General features: G+C 72.3%; 16 protein-coding genes. 2 read left to right on the top strand and 14 right to left on the bottom strand.

The window, feature by feature from the left end:
- The 9 genes from LWC35_RS20095 to LWC35_RS20055 all read right to left on the bottom strand — a co-directional run.
- Nucleotides 1-2,137: winged helix-turn-helix domain-containing protein (locus LWC35_RS20095; RefSeq protein WP_232871706.1), on the bottom strand; the 2,137-nt coding region annotated here is incomplete at its 3' end.
- 168 nt (nucleotides 2,138-2,305) lie between these two features.
- On the bottom strand, nucleotides 2,306-3,532 hold the full coding sequence (locus tag LWC35_RS20090) for an FAD-dependent monooxygenase (protein WP_232871705.1): 1,227 nt from the start codon (nucleotides 3,530-3,532) through the stop codon (nucleotides 2,306-2,308).
- A gap of 310 nt (nucleotides 3,533-3,842) precedes the next feature.
- Nucleotides 3,843-5,072 (bottom strand): styrene monooxygenase/indole monooxygenase family protein, encoded by a 1,230-nt coding sequence (locus LWC35_RS20085; RefSeq protein WP_232871704.1) that lies wholly within the window; start codon nucleotides 5,070-5,072, stop codon nucleotides 3,843-3,845.
- A complete protein-coding gene (locus LWC35_RS20080) occupies nucleotides 5,065-5,697 on the bottom strand; it encodes a GTP-binding protein (protein ID WP_232871703.1) in 633 nt (210 codons plus the stop codon). Before LWC35_RS20080 ends, LWC35_RS20085 begins: the two co-directional genes overlap by 8 nt.
- Nucleotides 5,672-6,058 carry a DUF742 domain-containing protein gene (locus LWC35_RS20075; protein ID WP_232871702.1) on the bottom strand — a complete coding sequence of 129 codons (387 nt, stop codon included), beginning with the start codon at nucleotides 6,056-6,058 and terminating at the stop codon, nucleotides 5,672-5,674. The genes LWC35_RS20080 and LWC35_RS20075 overlap by 26 nt, the downstream gene beginning before the upstream one ends.
- A gap of 16 nt (nucleotides 6,059-6,074) precedes the next feature.
- The gene (locus tag LWC35_RS20070) at nucleotides 6,075-6,500 is read right to left on the bottom strand and encodes a roadblock/LC7 domain-containing protein (RefSeq protein WP_232871701.1); all 426 of its coding nucleotides are present in this window, start codon (nucleotides 6,498-6,500) and stop codon (nucleotides 6,075-6,077) included.
- 11 nt (nucleotides 6,501-6,511) lie between these two features.
- Complete coding sequence (locus LWC35_RS20065; RefSeq protein WP_232871700.1) at nucleotides 6,512-7,933, bottom strand: sensor histidine kinase; 1,422 nt, start codon at nucleotides 7,931-7,933, stop codon at nucleotides 6,512-6,514.
- Between the two features lie 453 nt (nucleotides 7,934-8,386).
- Entirely contained in the window at nucleotides 8,387-10,540 is a 2,154-nt protein-coding gene (locus LWC35_RS20060) for an ABC-2 transporter permease (RefSeq protein WP_232871699.1), read from the bottom strand.
- A 362-nt stretch (nucleotides 10,541-10,902) separates the two neighbouring features.
- Nucleotides 10,903-11,877: a hypothetical protein gene (locus LWC35_RS20055; protein WP_232871698.1), complete on the bottom strand. Its 975-nt coding sequence runs from the start codon at nucleotides 11,875-11,877 to the stop codon at nucleotides 10,903-10,905.
- Nucleotides 11,878-12,108: 231 nt separating this feature from the next.
- Here LWC35_RS20055 and gad point away from each other — a divergent pair, with 231 nt between their 5' ends.
- The gene (gene gad, locus LWC35_RS20050) at nucleotides 12,109-13,509 is read left to right on the top strand and encodes a glutamate decarboxylase (RefSeq protein WP_232871697.1); all 1,401 of its coding nucleotides are present in this window, start codon (nucleotides 12,109-12,111) and stop codon (nucleotides 13,507-13,509) included.
- An 88-nt stretch (nucleotides 13,510-13,597) separates the two neighbouring features.
- Here the strand turns inward: gad and LWC35_RS20045 are convergent, their stop codons facing one another.
- Nucleotides 13,598-14,338 (bottom strand): DUF6962 family protein, encoded by a 741-nt coding sequence (locus LWC35_RS20045; protein WP_232871696.1) that lies wholly within the window; start codon nucleotides 14,336-14,338, stop codon nucleotides 13,598-13,600.
- 433 nt (nucleotides 14,339-14,771) lie between these two features.
- Between LWC35_RS20045 and LWC35_RS20040 the strand changes: the two genes are divergently transcribed.
- A complete protein-coding gene (locus LWC35_RS20040; protein WP_232871695.1) occupies nucleotides 14,772-16,265 on the top strand; it encodes a DUF2252 domain-containing protein in 1,494 nt (497 codons plus the stop codon).
- Nucleotides 16,266-16,298: 33 nt separating this feature from the next.
- Here LWC35_RS20040 and LWC35_RS20035 read toward each other — a convergent pair whose 3' ends face one another.
- From LWC35_RS20035 to LWC35_RS20020, 4 genes are read right to left on the bottom strand one after another with little or no spacing between them, the layout of a single operon-like run.
- Nucleotides 16,299-17,690 (bottom strand): amidase, encoded by a 1,392-nt coding sequence (locus LWC35_RS20035; protein WP_232871694.1) that lies wholly within the window; start codon nucleotides 17,688-17,690, stop codon nucleotides 16,299-16,301.
- Entirely contained in the window at nucleotides 17,687-18,871 is a 1,185-nt protein-coding gene (locus LWC35_RS20030) for an amidohydrolase (RefSeq protein WP_232871693.1), read from the bottom strand. Before LWC35_RS20030 ends, LWC35_RS20035 begins: the two co-directional genes overlap by 4 nt.
- The gene (locus LWC35_RS20025; RefSeq protein ID WP_232871692.1) at nucleotides 18,868-20,151 is read right to left on the bottom strand and encodes an MFS transporter; all 1,284 of its coding nucleotides are present in this window, start codon (nucleotides 20,149-20,151) and stop codon (nucleotides 18,868-18,870) included. The genes LWC35_RS20030 and LWC35_RS20025 overlap by 4 nt, the downstream gene beginning before the upstream one ends.
- Nucleotides 20,148-21,344 (bottom strand): dipeptidase, encoded by a 1,197-nt coding sequence (locus tag LWC35_RS20020; protein WP_232871691.1) that lies wholly within the window; start codon nucleotides 21,342-21,344, stop codon nucleotides 20,148-20,150. Before LWC35_RS20020 ends, LWC35_RS20025 begins: the two co-directional genes overlap by 4 nt.
- Nucleotides 21,345-21,370 lie beyond the last annotated feature (26 nt).

Here is a 21,370-nt window from a genome sequence, read left to right as displayed (position 1 = left end):
CGCGCGGGGAGTACGGAGCGTCGGCCGGGGCGAGGCCCCGGCTCCGCACCCAGGCCGCGACCTCCTCGGTCCGGCCGAGGGCGAGTGCGATCCGCGCCGCCTGCACCCCCACCGACGCCGCGATCGGCGCGGCGACGCCGGGCCCCGCCGCGAGCCTGCCCGCGTCGTCCAGGGCCTCGGCCGCCCGGTCGTGCTCACCGCGGGCATGCCGGACCCGGGCGGCGACGACCAGCGCGGTGACCAGCCAGCGGGGCCGACCGAGCCGGCGGCACAGCTCGACGGCGGCCTCGGCCTGCTCGGCCGCCGCGTCCAGCTCGCCGCGCAGGTAGGAGACCTGGGCCAGACGCGCGCGGGCGACGCCGGCGTCGGGCAGGTGCGCGTGGTCGGCCGGCCGGGCCCACGTGTCGAGGGCGCTGCGGTAGATCCGGAGGGCCTCGTCGAGCCGGCCCTGGACCACCCGCATCCAGCCGACCAGGGAGAGCGTGCGGGCGGCGAAGAACGGGTCGGCGCGCGCGGCCCACGGGTGCACGGCGAGCTCGTCGAGCAGCGGCTCGGCGGCGTCGGCCGCCCCCTCGAGCAGGAACCCGGCCGCCAGGTCGTAGCGGAGGAAGTACCCGAGGTAGCCGCCGGCGTGGTCGACGAGGGCGAGGCCGGCGCGGGCGTGCCGGACCGCGGCCCCGCCGCTCCCGGTCCGCAGGGCCAGCTCGGCGCGGACCAGGGCGACGAGGCCGGGCACCGGACCCAGCGCGCACCCGGGCTCCGCCCCGGCGTCGGAGGCACCCTCCGCCTCGGCGAGCAGCGGTTCGACCTCCTCGACCCGTCCGCTGACCAGCGCCGCGAGGGCCTTCGTCGCGCAGAGGTGGGGACGTCGGCGCAGCAGCTCGTCGGGGAGGGCGGCCAGCCACCGGTACAGGGTCGCCGCTTCCCGCCGGCGGAGCCGTGTCTGCGCGTGCTCGCCGACGATGTCGGCGGCCCGCTCGTGGTCGCCGACCGCGAGGAGATGGTGCACCGCCTGGTCGGCCAGCCGGTGACGGGCGTACCAGTCACCGGCGGCGCGGTGCAGGGCCACGACGCGGCCGGGCTGCTCGCGGGCCAGGCGTACGCGGAGCAGGTCGGCGAACAGGTGGTGGTAGCGCCACCACCGGCGGACGTCGTCGAGCGGGTGGAGGAACAGGTTGGCCTGCTCGATCTGCTCGAGCAGCTGCTGGCTGTCGTCGCGCCCGCGGACCGCGTCGCACAGCGGCCCCGACAGCCGTTCCAGCACCGACGTCTCCAGCAGGAACTGGCGCACGGCAGCCGGCTGGCCGTCGAGCACCTCCTCCGTCAGGTAGTCGAGCACGAACCGGTTGCTGCCGGAGAACTCGGCGACGAAGCGTTCCACGTCCGCCCGGCGGGCCAGCGACAACGCGGCGAGCTGGAGCCCCGCCGCCCAGCCCTCGGTCCGGGCCGCGAGAGCCGCCGTCGCCTCCGGTGGCAACGAGCGGGCGGTGGCGGCGCCGAGCAGTGCTCCCGACTCCGCGACGGTGAACCGCAGGTCCTCGGCGCGCAGCTCGGCGAGCCGCCCGCGCGCCCGCATGCGGGCCAGCGGGAGCGGAGGGTCGGCCCGGGTGGCCACCAGCAGCCGCAGCGCAGCCGGGAGGTGCTCGAGCAGGTCGGTCAGCGAGGCGTGGACCGCCGCCGAGTCGACGACGTGGTAGTCGTCCAGCACCAGTACGAGCGTCTCGGCGCTCTCGGCGAGCTCGTTGACCAGAGCCGCCACGGCCGCGTGGGACGACGGCGTGGACAGCCCGCCCGAGCGCGCGGCGACGGCCGCCGCGATGCCAGGCCGCGCGACGTCCAGAGCCGCCGCGACGTGGCGCCAGAAGCGGACCGGGTCGTTGTCGGCGTCGTCCAGGGACAGCCACGCCACCGGCGTCCCGCAGTGGGCGGCCCACTCGGCGATCGCGCTGGACTTGCCGAACCCGGCCGGCGCCGAGACCACCACCAGCTCCCGGCTCACCGCACCGGCCAACGATGCGGACAGCCGGGGCCGGGCGACGAACCCGTCCCGCAGGGGAGGCGGCCGGAGCTTCGTGGCCAGCAGCACGTCGCGGTCCGCGCCCGTGCCCACCGTACCGACGCCCTGGGCTTCGGTCACCGGGACTGCACCACCATGAGCGGTCTCCCCCCTCGCCGTGACCGTGCGCCGCCCCCGTCGACCGTGTCAAGGGCCCGCCGGACGAAGGGGCGGCGCGCACCGAGCGGCGATCGCCGACCACCGCGGGTCCGGCTCCCGGCGCGGTGGGTCGCGGTCCGAGGTGCTGGCCTACGGCCGAGCCGACGAGGTGATCGGCGGTCCGGCCGGGGGCGCGGAGTCCGGTACTCCGGCGTAGTCGGGGAGCTCGAGGCCGTTGATCGCGCGCTCGACCAGCTCGGTGAGCCCTTCGGCGTCGAGCTCCGGGCTCGGTCCCGGGTCCGGCGCGGCGACACCGAGGCTGTGCACGTGCCACCGGCCGATCTCCTGGTTGGCCTCGACGAACGGGCGCATTCGCGCCTCGTAGGCCGCGAACCCGGCCTCCGGGTCCCACCCGGCGGCGGCCAGCTCCCCGGCCAGCACGTAGGCGCCGACCAGGGCGAGCCCGGTGCCCTGCCCGGACATCGGCGACGAGCTGAACGCCGCGTCCCCGAGCAGCCCGACCCGCCCGCTCGACCAGCGCTCCATCACGACCTGCGCGACCTGGTCGAGGTAGAAGTCCGGGGTGTCGTCCACGTGGTCGAGGATGCGCGGCGTCAGCCACCCGAAGTCGGCCATCCGCTCGCGCAGCAGCCGCTTCTGGGCCTCGACGTCCCGGTAGTCGACGTCGAAGTCGGCCGCGGGGAACGACAACATCGCGATCGCCCGGGTCGCGTCCTTGACGGGTCGCAGGCCGGCCGAGCGGCCCCCGGACTGGTAGTCGATCAGCCAGCGGTCCAGGCCGAATTCGTTGGGCACGGTGTAGAAGGCCAGCACGAGCCCGAGGTGGCGGATGAACTCCTCTCGCGGACCGAACACCGCCGCCCGCAGCGCCGAGTGCAGCCCGTCCGCCCCGATCACCAGGTCGAAGCGCCGCCGGTCGCCGCCGGCGAAGAGCACGTCGACGCCGTCCGCGTCCTGGGTGAGCTCGGCGATCCGGTCGCCGAAGACGTACTCGACACCGTCGCGGGTGTCGTCGTAGAGCACCCGGGACAGGTCCCCGCGCAGGATCTCGATCTCCGAGATGTAGCCGTCTCCCCCGTCGTCGTCCGCGCGGTAGGTCTCCAGCACCTTCCCGTCCGCGTCGACGGTGTACGCGCCGGCGGTGTCGGTGCAGGCCGCGCGCACCTCCGCGTCCAGCCCCATCCGCCGGATGACCTCCTTGGCCACACCGCGCGCGTCGACCGCCTGGCCGCCGGGACGGAGCTCAGGGGCCCGCTCCACCACGGTCACCTCGGCACCCCGCCGGCGCAACCAGTGGGCCAGCGCGGGCCCCGCGATGCTCGCCCCCGCCACCAGGACCCTGATACCGCTGCTCATCGGTGCCTCCTTGTCGGCTCGTCGGGAAGGAGACGCCGACGAGGCGCGAAAATCATCGCCTGCGCGCCCCGCCCCTTTCGATCCGTGCCGACGAAGGGCCTCGGCGTCCGTTTCGCCCGCGCCACCGAGCGATCCGGCCCGGTGCGCCGGGTCGGGCTCGGACGGGCACGCTCGAGGGTCGGCCGGCACCGCCGGCGGAAGGTGGTGGCGGCCGCGGAGTCCGGGGCCCGAGGTCGGCGTCGTGAACTCCGACGAGGAGCAGCCGAAGGGCGCCTGCCGTGGACGGCAGGCGCCCCGAGGGAGCCGTCGTTCAGGACACCTCGGCCAGGTAGGCGTCGGCCTTGACCGGATCCATGAACCAATGCTGGAAGTCCGAAGGGTCGCTGAAGCCGTTGACGAAGCGGCGCGCCACCGTGTCATTGACCTGGGCGGTCCCGAGGAGCTTCAGCACGTGCTCCGGCGGCGGGCCGAGCAGCGCGTTGGTCCAGTTCGTGACGTGCTGGGCGTAGTCCCAGTACCGCTCGAACGTCGCCGTCATCCACTCCTCGTCGAAAGGCTTGTCGCCCCGCTCGAGGATGCTGTTGAGGTAGAACTCGGCGCACTTGGCGGCGTTGTTCGCCCCCTGGCCGGTGATCGGGTCGTTGGCCACGACGACGTCGGCCATCCCGAGCACGCGGCCGCCCGAGGGCAGCTCCCCGATCGGGTTGCGCACCATCGGCGTGTACCCGCCGGCGAGGGTGGCGTTCTGGTCGGTCAGCGTGACGTTGCGGGCCCGGTCGTACTCCCAGGGGAGGTACTTCTGCATCAGCCCGAGCGTCCGGTCGAGATGCTCCTGCGGCGTGGGCCGGTCGCCGAAGACGTCGAAGGGCCCGCCCGGCACCCCCTCGAAGAAGAGGATCTCGCAGTTGCCGCTCAACGTGTAAGCGGGGATGACGAAGAGCTCGCCGACCCCCGGGACGATGTTGAACCGCACGGCAGAGGAGTCCGGGTGCTCCGGGCGCCGCTCCAGGCCGTGCACGTAGGCGATCGCGAGGGACCGCTGCGGCCGGGTGAAGACCGAGCGCTCGGGATCCCGGTCGAACAGCTGCACCAGCTCGCCCTTGCCGGCCGCGACGACGACGAGGTCGTACAGGGAGGTGAGCCGGTCCAGGTCGGCGGTCGTGACGCCGTGCGTGATGACCTTGCCGCCGCGCTCCTCGAGAAGCTCCAGCCAACCCGCCATCTTCACCCGCTGGTCCACCGACTGGCCGTAGGCGTCGAGCCGACCCCACCAGTCCATCACCCTGCTCGAGTCCGGACCTGCGATCGAGACCCCGAGGCCCTCGACCTGCACGGCGTCGTTCTCCCACAGGTTGAGCTTGTGGCTGCGCTCGATCTCCAGCGCATCCCCGAACATGCACTGGGTGGACATGACCCGGCCGCGCCGGATCTCGTCCGGGGTGCGTGCCGACATCAGCGTGACGTCGTAGCCGTGTTCCCGCAGGGTCAGCGCGAGCTGGAGGCCGGACTGGCCTGCGCCGACGACGAGGATCTTAGGCATAGGTTCGGACCCTTCCTGGGGGTGTGATCTCGCCCAGCGACAGCACGTACCTCACGAGCTGGCGCAGGGTGCCGACCGTCGACGCGGGCTCACGGGCGTCGACGGTGACCAGCGGGACATCAGGGGAGAGAGCGAGTGCCTCGCGCACGTCGTCGAGGTTGTGGTGCAGCTCCCCGTGGAACGTGTTCACCGCGACGATGAACGGCAGCTCCGAGTCGTTCTCGAAGTAGTTGATGGCGGCGAAGGAGCGTTCGAGCCTGCGGGTGTCGACCAGCACGATGGCGCCGAGGGCACCGCGCGTCAGGTCGTCCCAGAGGAACCAGAAGCGCGGCTGGCCCGGGGTCCCGAACAGGTACAGCAGCAGGTCCGAGTGCAGGGTGATGCGACCGAAGTCCATCGCCACGGTCGTGGTGGACTTGCCCGGCTCGACCGGCCCGTCGATGCCCACGCTCGCCTCGGTCATCCACGCCTCGGTGTTGAGCGGCGGGATCTCCGACACCGAGCCCACGAACGTCGTCTTGCCGACGCTGAAGCCCCCGGCGACGACGATCTTCGCGGAGACCGCGAGCGGGCCGGGAGGCGGGACGGCGACCGGCCGCTCAGACGGATAGCCGTTCGAGACCATCGAGGATCCTTCCAAGCATCTCGCGATCGTGGTGGTAGCTGTGCGCGGTGGGGTGGATGTACACCGCGCCCTGCGCCGCCAGGTCGCTGATCAACACCCGGACGACGCCGAGCGGGGCGGCGATGGCCACCGACAGCTCGGCGATCGACGCCCGCGACCGCGCGTGCTCGTACAGCATCCGCGACTCGGGCATCAGCGTCTCGGGTAGGCCGGGGTCGTACTGCGGCACCGAGATCAGGGCCTCGACCAACAGCTCGTGGCGGGCCCGGGTCCGACCCCCCGTGAGGGTGTAGGGCCGGATCCGCCGACTGCGGCTCCTCGGGCGCCCGGTGCTGTTCTCGGGCGATGGTCCGACCGACATCGCGCTCACCTCCCGGTCAGTCCTGCGCCCGGCGCGCGGAGAGCACGCGGCGCAGGTCGGCACGGACTTCGGGGGTCAGGACGTGGCCTGCGTTGCGCACGAACTGCGTCATCTCGTAGCCGACGACCTTCATGTCGCACCCGGGGCCGGTCAGCACCGCGAAGCCGGCGCCTGAACCGATGCCCATGAACAGGAAGTACCCGTCGGACATCCTGATCATGATCTGCTCGCAGGCACCCTTGCCGAACATCGCGGCCCCGTTGTGGGCGAGGCTCAACAGGCCGCAGGCGATGGCCGCGAGCTGCTCGGCGTCCTCGGTGGTGACGGAGTGCGACGCGGTCAGCGGGAACCCGTCGGAGGACATGACGAGGGCGTGCGTGACGCCGTGCACGCGGCCGACGAAGTCGTCGACGAGCCAGGCGAAGTCCTGGGGAGAGGTCATGGACTCCGCCATCATCTCGCATCCTCGTCAGCGGCGACGCCGCCCTCGGCCTTCGGACTGCCGGCGTCCCGGAGGCTGGACCGATCCGCGCCGGCCCGGTCCGTGACGTCCTCCTCCGTGACGTCCCCGACGTCCCCACCTGCGACGTCGCCGCACTCGGCGGGGGCGTCGGCGGCGTTCGCCGCCTTCTCCCCGTCGGTGAAGCTGTCGAGGTCGGCCAGGAAGGCGTCCTGTCCGTCGGAGTCCGACGTGAACTCGCTGGGCGCGGCCACCCCGCCGCCCGGCTTGATGCTGCGGGAGACGCGCCGAGGCAGGCCTGTGTCCGTGGTGCCGGCGACCGCAGGTGACGGCGAGGGCGGCCATGGTGCGGGCGTCGGGCCCGGCGCCGGGTCGACCGCCGCACGCTGGGGTGGCGCTGCGCCGCGATGCGGCAGGGCCGCGGGCGCCTCGACGCCGCTCGCGACGAACTCCGGAGCCGGGGAGGCGCCGTCGACCTCCGGCTGCCCGCGGTGGTGCCTGCCCCTCACCGGCACGGTCTGCACGCCCGTCCAGGTCGTGTCGGGCACGTCGACCACGAGCGACGACGGGACCAGGATGGTGGCGGTGGTGCCGTTCGGGAGCCGATGGTCGAGCGAGATCTGCAGGCCGTGGCGCTCGGCGAGCCTGCGGACCACGGCAAGGCCCATGTGCCGCACCGCGGCGTCGTCGAGCCGCGATGCCCGGGAGAGCCGGTCGTTGAGCTCGGCCAGCCGTTCCGGGGGGAGGCCGATCCCGTCGTCCTCGATCCGGATGAGGACGCTGCCCTGCTCGGTCAGATGGGAGCTCACTCGCACGTCGGCGTTCGGCGGCGAATGGTTGGCGGCGTTGTCGAGGAGCTCGGTGAGGACCCGGCTCAGGTCGTTCGCGGCGAACCCCACGACGCCCAGCGGCGCCATCCGCCCGATCCCGACCTTGGCGTACTGGTCGATCGAGGACATCGCCGCGCGGACGGTGTCGAGGATCGAGATGGTCTCCCCGGCGTCGGAGTCCGCGTCGTGGTTGGCGAGCACGCGGAGGTTCTCCGCGTTGCGGCGCAGTCGCGCGGCCAGGTGGTCGAGCCGGTAGAGCTGGTCGAGCCGGTTGCTGTCGTCCTCGTGGCGCTCCATCAGCTCGAGGTCGGACAGCAGCGTGTCGATGAGGTTCAGATCCCGCAGCGCGATGCTCGCGCAGACCTCGACGAGCGACTCGTCCTGAACCGGCGCCGCCGGCGTCGGTGCGGGGTCTGCGGTCGTCGTCGCGGGAGCCGGCGAGGCCGGACGGGCCGGGGTCGCGTCGACGGCCTTCAGCGGCGGATGCCGGTCGGGATCCAGCAGGTGCGCGGCCGCTACGGCCGAGCGGCCCAGCATCACCCGGGATCGATCGAAGATCTCACGAGCCCGCGCCCGCGTCGCCATGCGCCCACCTCTGCTGTCACCGCTGTCCGAAAACCTGTCGCCGACGCCTCAGCCGTTCGTCACCCTGTGTGCCGGGTCGATCGCTCGCCGGAGGCGTGCGCTATCGAAGCAGAGTGATCGTGGCTTGTCGAACAACGCAGGGTTGCACTGCTCGGCCTATTTCGGTGCACCGATCGGGCCGTGACGGACTCCCGCCCCACGCGCCCGGCCGGGCTCTTCTCCTCGACACGCCGCGGCCACGAGGGGAGACCGGCTCCGTCGGCCGCCGCACCCGCGCAGGCCGCCCGGCTCCCGCCGCACCATCGCGAGGGGCCCTCCCGAGAGATGGATCACATCGGTCGCCCGCCCCGGCAGCCAGGAGCGGGGTGGCGAGCAGGAGGGCAGATCACCACGATGGCGGCCATGGCTGCCGGAGCTACCGGGGCGGGTCGGGTGGCGCAGTGGATTCACCGATCACGGCGGCGCGGCGGCGGCCGCGTTGGTCATGGCCGTGGCCTGGCTCTCGGTCTCGGAGGAGATCGGGCTGCGCGGGGTGCGGAACCAGCCGAGCAGGCTGCTGATCACGCCGGCGGCGACCAGGTATCCGAGCAGGACCCAGAGGTGGGGGGCGATGCCGTGGCCGTCGAAGTAGACGGTGTTGCGCAGCAGCAGGTAGGCGTTGCGTGGCGGCAGGTACGGGCCGAGGTCGCGCCAGAAGCCGGGCAGGTACGGCACCCCGTTGGCGCCGCCCGAGGACGGATTGCCCAGCAGCATGACCACGAAGACCGTGAGCAGGGTGCCGACCGGGCCGAGCAGCTTCTGCAGCACCGAGGCGAACAGCGCCACCACGGCGATGATCAGCGCGGCGATCGGCCAGACCAGCCAGAACGAACCCGGCGGGTAGCCGTGCAGCAGCGGGCCCACGATCAGGCTGACCAGCAGGCCCCCGGCGACGGCGAAGCCGCACAGGATTCCCACCCGCCACGGAGCGGTGGCCGTGGCGGTGGCCCCCATCAGCGCGGTGGAGGCGTTGTAGCCGCCGATCAGCAGCGGCGCGAGCATGATCGACAGGACGATCCCGTACGGGTCGCCGGAGGCCAGCGGTGTCGGTTCGGACGCCTGGACCTGCAGCTGTTGGCCGGTCGCAGCAGCGGCGCGCTCGAACTGGTCGGCGAGGTCCAGCGGCGCGAGGTCGCTCTGCGTGGGCACCACCAGCAGGATGCTGGTCGCCGGTGACGCGCCGGGCACCACCGCGGCGAACAGTTCGCCCTGGTCGATCGCCTGCTGGGCCTCCGCGGTGCTGGAGTACTGGTGCACCGCGAGCGAATAGCCCTGCTGCTGCACCTGGCCGATCAGCGGTGAGGTGCCGACCACGCCGACGGGCATCTGGTCGGCGACCGGCGAGTGGCCCGACGCCATGTAGGTGGTGGAGAACAGGGCCTGCATCATCGCCGCGGTCGCCAGCGCGCCGAGGATGGCCACCGCTGCCGTCCGCCGGGCCGACGGAGCGGCCGCACGGCGGTGCGACGTGCCCGTCGAACCGGGCGGGGTGGCCGTGGTGGGATCCTGCGCCACGCCCGGCGGGTGCGGGCGGGCGTCGCGGAACCACTCGAAGTAGCCGAGGACCGCGGTGCCCACGATGACGTACGCGAAGAGCACCAGCAGCGGGACGGTGAGGCGGTGCCCGCCGAAGTACAGCGTGTTGCGAATGAGGGTGACCGCGTGCTGTGGGGGCAGCGCGGTGCCGATGGTCTGCCAGTACACCGGTAGCAGGGACAGCCCGAGCCCGCCGGACGAGGCGAGCCCCAGCACGATGAACACCAGCACCACGATCAGGGTGCCGAGTCGGCCGGCGAGCCGCTGGATCGCCGCTGCCGAGATCGCCACCGCGGCGATGACGAGGATGAAGCAGGGCAGCAGGGGCCAGAACCGGTCGGAGCTGAAGGCCCCGATGCCCGGGCCGGCGATCAGGTCGGTCAGCAGCGCGCCGATCACGGAGTAGCCGAGAAGGATGGTCACCCGCCACCGGGCGGCCGCGCGGCCGGTCGCCTTCAGGACGAAGACGGCCACGAGGAAGCCGCCGATCAGCAGCGGCAGCAGCAGCAGGCCGGTGACGCTGCCGGTCCGGTCGCGCAGCGGCAGGGGTTTGGCGTTCTCCACGGTCACCGGGCGCCCTGCCTTGTGCGCGGCGTCCTCGAAGGCTGCGCCGAGGATGACCGCGGCGAAGAAGCTCTTCTGCGGCGCGATGACCAACATGTCCGAGGGGCCACCGGGCACGTAGGCGCCGTAGATCTCCCCGTTGCCGACCGCCTGCAGGGCCGCCGCCTGGTTCGGGTAGCTGGTCAGCGTCAGTGACAGCTTCGACGCCACCGCCGACGTGACGGGCGAGGAGCCGGTCACCCCGAACGGCAGATTGTGCGGCTCCAGCTTCTGGTCGGCGCTGACCAGACACAGCGCCAGCAGCACCTGCACGATCGCGACCATCGCCAGGGCGGTGACGATCCGGCGCCACCCGTGCCGGGGACCGTTGCCGGGCGGAGGCGGCTCCGGGGGCGCTACGCGCTGGGCGGGTGTCGCTTCCGCTGCAGGCGTCGTGATCGGTTCGCGGCCCATCTCGCGCTCAGCCATGCCAGCTCCCGCAAGCTGCAGTCGTGGGCCCCGGACCCGCGATCCGTGTCGCGGGCCGCCCCGCCTGAGGGCCTCGTCGTCCCTGGGCCTGTGGTGCACCCACCGGTCCCGGAACCCGTGGCGGCCCACCGGTCCGTCCGGCGCAGCCTCTGAATTCGGCTCCAGGAGCGAGGCCGAGCCTGACCCGCCCACCCCCGGTCGGCCTCGCCCGACGCGGGTGAGGCCTCGCGAGTGTGCGGTGCTTGTGGCCATGGAGTTTCGGAGCGGACCCCGTCGCTGACATCGCCCCCGTCCAGGCCGCGGAGTTCGTTCACCACCTCGGGTCGACCACGTGCACGGGATTCTGGACAACGGCTGCCCGGTCACCGTCCAGGCACCGAATCCGGGGGTGGCTTGCGGGTGGCCGTGCCCCTGCCCGGTACGGCCTGCGGCGCTCTGCCGGCGCCCGGGTCACGGACGACAGGACGCGCAACCGCGGGACGCTCGAACAACTGGGCCAGCCCGGCCGCGCTGAAGCACGCCGCGCCCACCGCGGTGCCCCAGTTGATCACCCCGACGCTGATCGCTTCACCGGTGACGGGCCGCACGAACGCGGCGAGCCCGGACAGCATGAACAGCCACGACCCGACCTGGTTGACGATGACGATCCACCAGCCGAGCGACGAGGTCATGACACGGAACCGACCGTGGCAGACCTCCAGGATGGCGACGTGTCCGGACAGCAGGAACAGGACGCAGCCGACCACCTCCGGCGCCCAGACCACCCGGTCGACCTGACGCGTGCTCAGGCCCGACAGGAACGCGTCGAGCAGGCTGATCGCGAACGCCAAGGTGCCACAGAACAGGACGAACGCGGCCACCCACCCGGGTCGAGCCGGCTCGTACGCCCACCACCGCCAGGGGCGGGCGGCCAGCGCTCCGTCCTCGCCGATCTTGCGAGGCGAGTTCAGCTCCTGGACCAGAGCCGCATAGGCGCCGGTGGAGAACCAGAACCCTCCGATCAGGAACGTCCAGTCGAGGGCGGACAGCGGCGCCCCGCCGTACTGCGCCAGCAGCGCACCCAGGGTGAAAAGCGCGCCGCCGAGGAAGAACGACACCCCCGAGAGATCGTTGCAACGCCGCAGGCGGACGGCGACGGCCGGCCGCGCCAGGATCCGCGTGACGGTGCCGTCCCGGACCACCTCGATGAAGCCCCGCTTGCGGGCCAGCCGGGACTCCCAGGTGGCGGTCGAGCCGTCGGCGTGCTGCCACTGCACCCGGCTGAGCAGGGGGCCACGACCGCCCGTGTGCCGGACCCGGGCGTCCGGTGGCAACTCGAAAGCGTCTCCCAGGCTCATCCGCCGATCGTCCCGGGCACGACGAGCCGGCGGGACCGCCCGGCCCGGGCGAAAGCTCGGCTCGAGCGATGTGCGCGCCGGCGTCCCACCCCCGCTGGGTGATGACGGTGTGCGCCGCCGGCGGCCACGGTCGGAACCCGACGGGGTGCTCGAGGCAAGGCTGCGCCCCCGAGCCGCGGTGACCACCGTGCAGGCCGACGCGGGTGGCTCCGATCAGAGGGGATGCCGAGAATGCCGCTACACGACCGCGACACGGTCCGTGACGAGCTCGACGACTGCGTGTTCGTCGACCGCGACCTGACCAGGCCCGTCACCAAGTACCGGTTCCCTCAGCAGGAGAGCCTCCCGAGGGACGTCTCCCAGCTGGTGTCCGACGAGCTGATGCTCGACGGCAATGCGCGCCAGAACCTGGCCACCTTCTGCCAGACCTGGGTGGAGCCCGAGGTGATGGGCCTGATGGCGCTGTCGGTGAGCAAGAACATGATCGACAAGGACGAGTACCCGCAGACCGCCGAGATCGAGCGGCGCTGCGTGCACATGATGGCCGACCTGTGGAACGCGCCCGAGGCGGCCAACACCGTGGGCGCCTCGGCGATCGGCTCGTCGGAGGCCTGCATGCTGGCGGGGATGGCGGCCAAGTGGCGGTGGCGGGCGAAGCGGCGGGCGGCGGGCAAGCCCGTGGACAACCCGAACATGGTGTGCGGACCGGTGCAGGTGGTGTGGCACAAGTTCGCCCGCTACTGGGACATCGAGATGCGCGAGGTCCCGATGGCCCCCGGCCGCTACGCCATGGACCCGGCCACGATGCTCGAACGGGTCGACGAGAACACGATCATGGTCGTGCCGACCCTCGGGGTCACCTACACCGGTGCCTACGAGCCGGTGGCCGACCTGTCGCTGGCCCTCGACCAGCTGCAGGCCGACACCGGTCTCGACGTCGACATCCACGTGGACGCCGCCAGCGGGGGCTTTCTCGCCCCGTTCTGCGCGCCCGAACTGGCGTTCGACTTCCGGCTCCCCCGGGTCAAGTCGATCAGCGCCTCCGGGCACAAGTTCGGGCTGGCACCGCTCGGTGTCGGCTGGGTCGTCTGGCGCGATGCCGGCGAGTTACCCGACGATCTGGTGTTCCACGTCAACTACCTGGGCGGCGACATGCCGGTGTTCCAGATCAACTTCTCCCGGCCTGCCGGCCAGATCGTCGCCAGCTACTACAACTTCCTCCGCCTCGGCCATGAGGGCTATCGCCGCATCCACCAGGCGTCCTACGACATCGGCCAGTACCTTGCGGCCGAGATCGTCAAACTCGGTCCCTTCGAGTTGCTGTGCGACAGCCGGCCCGGCACCGGGATCCCGACGGTCACGTGGCGGATCCGCGAGGGCGAGGACCCCGGCTACAGCCTGTTCGACCTGGCCGACCGGCTGCGCAACAAGGGGTGGCAGGTGCCCGCCTACACCCTCACCGGAACCGCCGCCGACATCGCCGTCCAGCGCGTCCTGGTCCGCCTCGGCGTCAGCCGCGACATGGCCTCGCTGCTGCTCGACGACTTCCGGGACGCCGTCGCCCATTTCGGCAAGCACCCGGTCACCGTTCCCATGACGAAGCAGGAATCGGGCGGGTTCAGCCACCTCTGACCCCGGCGTGGCATTTCCTGCGCTTGCCGATCTGTGCCACGCCGATCACGAGCGGGCGAGGAAGAGCGGGCAACCGGCTGCTACGGCACTAACCCCGGGCGAGTGGACGCAGGCACCGCGACAGTGCTTTCTTGATCCGCCTGGTCGGCAGCCGGCGGCCGTCGCCGGAGGTGGGTGATGCGACGACCGCCTGAGGGCTTCGCCCGGCCGGGGTGTCGCCGACGGCCTCGCAGCGCGATCCGCTGCCGGCCGCGGCCCGGAACAGCAGCACCATCCCGACGATCTGCCCGATGTGGTAGGCGGAGTCGGGGTCCAGTCGCAGCGGCGCCGCCGCGCCCGGCACCAGCCGCAGCAGTGCGCCCGCGATGCTCACCCCGATGGCCACCAGCATCGGGCGACCCGCCGGATGCCGGCGCAGCCACGCCCACACCCACAGCCCGATGACGCAGGCCATCGTGAGGCTCTCGCAGAACATGATCGCCGTGATGCTGGAGTAACCCATGGCGGCGAGGACGACGTAGGCAAGGACGCCGAGCAGCCGCAGCGGCCAGAACACGACGGCGCGGCTGCGCCCGAGGACCTGCACGACGGACGCCGCCAGCAGGAACGACATGACGAGGACGACCATGGTGCTCATGACCGCCCACGTGACCTCGCCCACCTGCGGAACGCCGACGAGGAAGCCGTGGTACACCGCGCCGACCAGCGCGGTCACCGCCGCCCAGGCGAACGCCGCGCGCCAGTACCGCGCCCCCTCGATGTCCCGGGGCAGCCGGGGAGCGAGGTAGAGGGTGACGAGCCCGAGCGCGAGGTCGGTCAGGGAAGCCATCGGCTGGACGAGCACACACCACGCTACGTCCGCGGTGCCCGCCGCAATAGTGCTTCGGGGCTGTCGGCACACCGCAGTTTCACCGGCACCGCAGTTCACCGGCACCGCAGTTCACCGGCACCGCAGTTCACCGGCACCGCAGTTCACCGGCACAGCAGTTTCACCGGCACAGCAGTTTCACGGCATGGCGGGGCTTCGACGCGCCTCCGGAAGGCGACGACGCCGGTGACAGAGGCCGGGGGCGGCGGCCTGCACACACCGGCGTCCGAATCGCGGATGGACCCGCTGAGGGGCGCTGGCGCGCATCTCGCCTCGCCCGGGTGAGGGCGGTACGGCGGCGCCGCCCCTACCTTGTGCGGCTCCTGAGACTCGAGAACCGGGCCGACGCGTCGTCCGGCTGCCGGAGGTCGAGCTCCGAATGGAGGTAGGGCCCGTGACCGGGACACGTATCGCGCACCCGAGCATCGACGACCGCAGGGCGCGAGGCGCCGACGCTCGGGAGCTGACCCCGGTGTCGAGTCACGCCGGTTGGCGACCTGCCACGGACCGGCCCGACCCGGTGGCCCTGCTCGAGCAGCAGAACCTCACCCGCGAACCCGATCTCGTGCCGGTGCGCCACGGCCGGATGATGGTCTCGCCCTTCACGTTCTACCGCGGCGCGGCCAAGATCATGGCCACGGACCTGGACGGCACCCCGACCTCCGGGCTGGTGGTGCAGCTGTGCGGCGACGCCCACCTGTCCAACTTCGGCGTGTTCGCCTCCCCGGAGCGGCGCCTGTTGTTCGATCTCAACGACTTCGACGAGACGTTGCCGGGCCCGTTCGAGTACGACGTGAAACGCATGGCGGCCAGCTTCACCATCGCCGCCCGCAACAACGGGTTCTCGAAGCCGGACACGCTGGCATCGACACTGGCGTCGGTCACGGCCTACCGCGAAGCCATGGCGGAGTTCGCCGGCATGCGGACGATGGACATCTGGTACGCCCACCTCGACGAGCACGAGCTGATGCGCAGCATCCGGGCCACGGTCGCCGACGCGGAGAAGCACAGCAAGGGCAAGAAGCGGCACCACCGGGGCTCGAAGGACAAGGAGCACAAGAAGGACGAGCAGGGCAAAGCCGCACGACGGGCCGAGAAGACCGCGGAGAAGACCCGCGAGAAGGCCCACACCCGCGACAGTCTGCAGGCCCTGTCCAAGCTCGGTGAGCAGGTCGACGGCCGGTATCGGATCGTTTCCCAGCCTCCGATCGTCGTCCCCGAGCGGGAGCTCGGCGCCACCTACGGGATGTCCGCGGACGAGGTCGGACAAGCGGTCCGCGACCAGCTGCGCGCGTACCGCAGGACCCTGCAGGATGATCGGCGGCAGCTGCTGGAGCGCTTCGAACTCGTGGACACCGCCCGCAAGGTCGTCGGGGTCGGAAGCGTCGGCACCCGCGCGTTCATCGCGTTGCTCCAGGGCCGCGACGCGGGTGACCCGCTGTTCCTGCAGGTCAAGGAGGCGACCTCGTCCGTATTGGAGGATCATCTGCCGAGGAGCCGATACCGGCAGCACGGCGAGCGTGTCGTGCAGGGCCAGCGGATGATGCAGGCCGCCAGCGACATCTTCCTCGGCTGGACCAAGGGCCTGGACGAGAACCGCCACTACTACTGGCGGCAACTGCGCGACATGAAGGGCTCGGCCGAGGTCGAGACGATGGCACCGTTCGGGCTCACCTACTACGCCCGCACGTGCGGGTGGACCCTGGCCCGGGCCCACGCCCGCTCGGGGGATCCCATCGCGATCTCCACCTACCTGGGCGACGACGACGCGTTCGACCAGGCGATCACCGACTTCTCGCTGCGTTACGCAGATCGGAACGAGCAGGACTACGCGGAGTTCGTGGAGGCCGTTCGAACCGGGCGGGTGCCTGCCGTCGAGGGCGTCTGATGCGGGTATCCGATCCACACCGTCGAGCGGCTGTCAGACGCCGACCGGTTCGAGGTCCATCCCCATCCAGCGCGCGATCGCGACGGTGCGCGCGTCCGTCCCCGGCTGCCCCATGACCTGCAGTCCGAACGGCATACCGCCGACCGCCATGAGCGGGACGTTCACCGCCGGCGCGCCCAGCAGCGAGCTGGGGAAGTTGAACCCGGGGTCCCCGGTCGGCCACCGGACCGGGGGCTCGCCCGGCACGTCACCGGTCCAGATCGGGGCCGGGCCGCTGGAGGTGGGGAGCACGACGGCGTCTGCCCGGGTCGCCAGTGCGGCGTAGGCGGCCGCGAGCACGGCGCGGTCGCGGAGAGCCTCCTCGTAGCCCTCGGGACCGAGGCGCGCGGCAGTGTCGAAGAAGAACCGCTTGACCCGGTCGCTGAAGTCGTCCGGCCGGGCCTCGGCGAGGTCCCGGAAGGCCCACGCGTGCTCCCAGGCGAGGATCCCGCTGCCGATCTCGGTCGCGCCGACGAGGGCGCGCTCGAAGCGCTCGACGACCGCGTCCTCGGTCCGCCGCAGCACCCGCACCCCCGCGGCCTCGACCTGGGCGACGACCTGCTCGAACGCGCTGCGGCTCATCGGGTCCAGGCGCTCCCAGGCCTCTGTCTCGATCACCGCGACCGTGCCGGGCGGCCGGCCCGGAGGTGGTGCGGCGGGGCCGTGGAGGGCCGGCCTGCCGGGGTCGCCCCCGGCCCGGGACGCGACGGCGATCGCCACCAGCCACATGTCCTCCGCCGACCCGGCGTGCACGCCGTGCGTGGTCGTGCTGGCCGTCTGCCGCTCGCCCCGGTTGATCGCCCCCTGGGAGGGCTTGAGGCCCCACACGCCGTTGAAGCTCGCCGGGCGCATCAGGGAGCCGCCGGTCTGCGTCGCGATCGTCGCCGGGACCATCCGCGCGCCGACGGCGGCGCCGGACCCGGACGACGAGCCGCCGGGGGTGCGTCGGGGGTCGAACGGGTTGGTCGTGGGGCTCGGCTCGGGCCCGCCGAGCTCCGTCGTCACGGTCTTGCCCAGGACGACGGCCCCGGCCTGCCGCAGCGCCCACACCGCGGCGTTGTCCCGGCGGGGGAAGTTGCCGGCGAAGGCCGCGCAGCCCATCTGCGTGGGCATGTCCTGGGTCTCCAGGAGATCCTTGATCCCGATCGGCATCCCGTCGATCGGCGAGCGGGGGTCGCCCCGCCGCCAGCGTTCGGTGCTGGCGTCGGCCTGCGCCCGCGCGCCCTCCTCGTTGAGCAGCACCCACGCCCGGACGATCGGCTCACGGTCCTCGATCGTCTCCAGGCAGCGCTCGAGGTAGTCGCGCGGGGAGTCGGTGCCGTCGCGGAAGGCCGCGGTCGCGGTGTGAAAACGCAGGGGCTCGAAGGTCTTCGGGTCGTAGGTCACGTGTCCTCTCCTCGCTCTGCCCACGCGAAGGGGCCGGGCTCGGTGAGCCGGCGCCGGAGCGCGGTGTCCTGTGCGGCGTCGGCGACGGTCCAGGCGAGGGCCAGGCCGCCGTCGTGAATCGCACGCGCCCCCTCCGGCCCCGCCGCGGTCCGGGCGAACGCGGCGGTGTGGTTGCCCTCCTCGGGTGGCGAGTCGAAGGACAGCACGGGGTGGATGCTGGGTATGCGGACCGACACCTCGGCCATGTCCGTGGACCCGATGGCCTTGTCGGGGTGGTCGGGGAAGGTCCGGCCGAGGGTCTCGGCGTTCGTCTGGAACAGCCCGGCGAGGTCGCGGTCGTGGCGGAAGCCGTGCGCGGACGCAAGCTCGACGATCTCCACCTCGACGCCCGCAGCGAGCGCACCCGCCTCGAAGCAGGCCCGGACCCGCGGCCAGAGCAGGTCGACCTCGTCGAGGGTGTCCGCCCGGACCATGCACTCCACGACGGCGACGCCGGCGATGACGTTGACCGCCGTGCCCGCCTCCTTGACCCAGGTGTGCACCCGGTCGGCGTCGCGCTTCTGTTGGCGGAGCAGCCCGATGCCGACCTGCGCGACGGTCACGGCGTCGGCCGCGTTGAGCGCCTCGAACGGGCGGGAGGCGTGTGCCGTGCGTCCGCGGTAGGAGATCGACCAGTGGCGGACCGCGCGAATGGTCGGGGTGGCCATGTCCTTGAGGGTGGGGTGGGTCATCAACGCGGCGTGCAGCCCGTCGAAGGCGCCCTCCCGCAGCATGATCGCCTTGCCGGCCAGCACCTCCTCGGCGGGCGTCCCCAGCAGGCGGATCGTCAGGTCCAGCTCGTCGGCCAGCGGGGCCAGCGCGAGCGCCGCGCCGAGCGAGGTCGCGGTGATGACGTTGTGCGCGCACCCGTGCCCGATTCCGGGCAGCGCGTCGAGCTCGGCGCAGAGCCCGACGGCCAGGGACCCGGAGCCGACGGTGGCGGTGAACGCCGTGTCGAGTCCGGCCACCCCCTCCTCGACGGTGAACCCGCCGTGCTCGCGCAGGAGCCCGACGACGGCGGCAGCCGTGCGGTGTTCCTCGAAGGCCACCTCGGGGTCCGCGCCCATCCGCCGCGACAGCGCCACGACCGCGGGTTCGTGCCGAGCGAACTCGGCGGCGATGCGGTCCTTCACCGCCGTCACCGCAGCACCTCCTCGTGGACCCGGACGCGCTCGCGGGTCTCCGGGAGCGCCCCCACCACGACGACGAGCGCGACGACCGCGAGTGCGGTGATGTACCCACCCGGGGCGAGCCTGCCGAACCACCCGGTGAGCAGCGCGCCGAGGATCGGGGCGGTCCCGCCGAAGATCGCGTAGGCCACGTTGTAGGCCAGGGCGGTACTGGTCGCCCGGATCCTGGCGGAGACGATCTCGACGGCGACGACGGTCGAGCCCACCGTGACGAGCGCCGCCGGGAGCACCAGGATGATCTGCGTCGCGAGCGTGGTCGCCAGGGTGCCGCCACTCGCCAGCAGGTAGGCGGGCAGCGAGCCGACGACGGCGGCCGCGACGCCTGCGACCAGTACCGGTTTGCGCCCGACCCGGTCGGCGACGACCCCGGCCGGGAGACAGAGCACCGCGCACACGAGCAGCGCGACCCCGCCGGAGACGAGAACCGTGTCGGCGGGGACGCCGCCGGTCGTCGTCAGGTAGGTGGGGAGATAGCCGAGCAGGTTGTGCACCACGACCGCGAGCAGGGCGAACATCGTGAACAACAGCAGGAACACCCGCCAGCTGCGGAAGGTGTCGCGGATCGGGCGGGCCGCGGTCTCCCCCGCCGACTCCAGCTCCCGGAAGGTCCGTGTCTCGTCCAGCTTCAGCCGCATGTAGAGCCCGACCAGCGCCATCAGCCCTCCCGCGAGGAACGCGAGCCGCCAGCTCCAGTCCTCGTAGGCCGACTCGGAGACCAGCCGCAGCGCCAACAGCGCGAAGGAGGCCAGCGCGGAGCCGACGTAGGTCGCGCTGCCGACGGCGCTGAGCCACGTTCCGCGCTTGCCCGGCGGTGCCTGCTCCATCACGTAGGAGGCGGCGCTGGTGTACTCGGCCCCCATCGAGATGCCCTGGGCCAGCCGACAGACCAGCAGCAGGATCGGGGCGAGGACGCCGACCGACGCGTAGGTCGGCAGCACCGCGATCGCCGCGGTGGAGACGGCCATGATCAGCACCACGGTGGACAGCGCCGTGCGTCGACCCAGGCGGTCGCCGATGCTGCCGAAGATCGCGGCGCCCAGCGGGCGCACCACGAACGCGAGGCCGTAGACCGCGAGCGAGGAGAGGATCGCGAGCGCGGGGTCGCCCGCCGGGAAGAAGTGCTTCGCGATGATCGTCGCCGAGGCCCCGTAGATGACGAAGTCGTAGGACTCGACGCCGTGGCCGACCATCGCGGCGGGCAGGACCCGGCTCCGCTTCAGGGGCGCGGTCACCAGATCTTCTCCAGCACCCGCAGGACGTTCCCGCCGATCACGGCGGCGATCTCGTCGTCCGCGTAGCCCTCTCGGACCAGCCACCCGGTGATGTTGCGGAAGCACTCCCCGGGGTTCTCCAGCCCGGCGACCGACTCGACCGGCTCGAACTCCGGGCCGGAGCGGATGGTGTCCTCGACGGCCCACTTCGCGCTCATCACGTGGTGCATGTCGAGGTGGTCGCCGAAGAAGGTGTCCGGCCCGAAGGCGACGTGCTCGATCCCGACCAGGTCCACGCAGTACCGGAAGTGGTCCATGACGGACTCGATGCTGTGGGCACGGTGTTCGGTGCTCACGGTCGTGTACGGCGCGGCCTCGATCCCGATGACGCCGCCGGACTCCGCGCAGGCACGGATCACCTCGTCCGGCTTCATCCGCGGGGTGTCCCACACCGCCCGTGCGCCGGCGTGGGTGATGAGGACCGGTCTCTCGCTCGCCTCGATCACGTCGAGGGCGGTCCGATCCCCGGAGTGGGAGACGTCGATGGCCATGCCGAGCTGGTTCATCCGGCGGACGGCCTTGCGGCCGAGCCCGGTGAGCCCGCCATCGCCCTTCTCCCGCAGGCCGCTGCCGAGGGCGTTGGCGTCGCTGTAGGCGATGCCCATCTGGCGCACCCCCAGGCCGTACAGCACGTCCAGGCGGTCGATCTCGTTCTCGATCAGGGCTCCGCCCTCGAGGCCCGCGACCACGGCGAGCCTGCCCTCCGCGTGCGCCCGGCGCAGGTCGTCGACCGACTCGGCACGGAAGGCGTAGTCCTGATGGGCGAAGTCGCAGAACCGCATCCCGAGGTCGGTGATGACGTCGTCCCACTTCCAGCCGTTGCGGGACTCGCACGCCCCCCAACCCAGGTTGTCGAACACGGCGTCGAGCCCGGAACGGGCGAGCCCGCCGTAGCCGTAGGCCAGGCGCGCCCCGCGGTTCCAGTCCAGCAGCTCGGTGCGGGCATGGCGGGGCAGCTTCACCGGGTGGTCGTGCAGGGACACCACCACGTTCTCGGCGAGCAGCCGCTCGGCGCGCGCCGACTCCTCGTCGGTCAGGCCGAGGTCGTACGCCGGGAGCCGGTCGACGTCCGGCGAAGGTTCGAACTCGTCGTAGTCCGTTCCCGCCTGCAGGTAGGAGAAGGACTGGTATCCGCTGTAGCGGGTGGTGGGCATCGCTGGTCTCGCCTCCGGAACTCCGG

Source organism: Pseudonocardia kujensis (assembly GCF_021283305.1).
Taxonomy (GTDB): Bacteria; Actinomycetota; Actinomycetes; order Mycobacteriales; family Pseudonocardiaceae; genus Pseudonocardia; species Pseudonocardia kujensis.
This window is presented reverse-complemented; position numbering and strand designations above follow the sequence as displayed.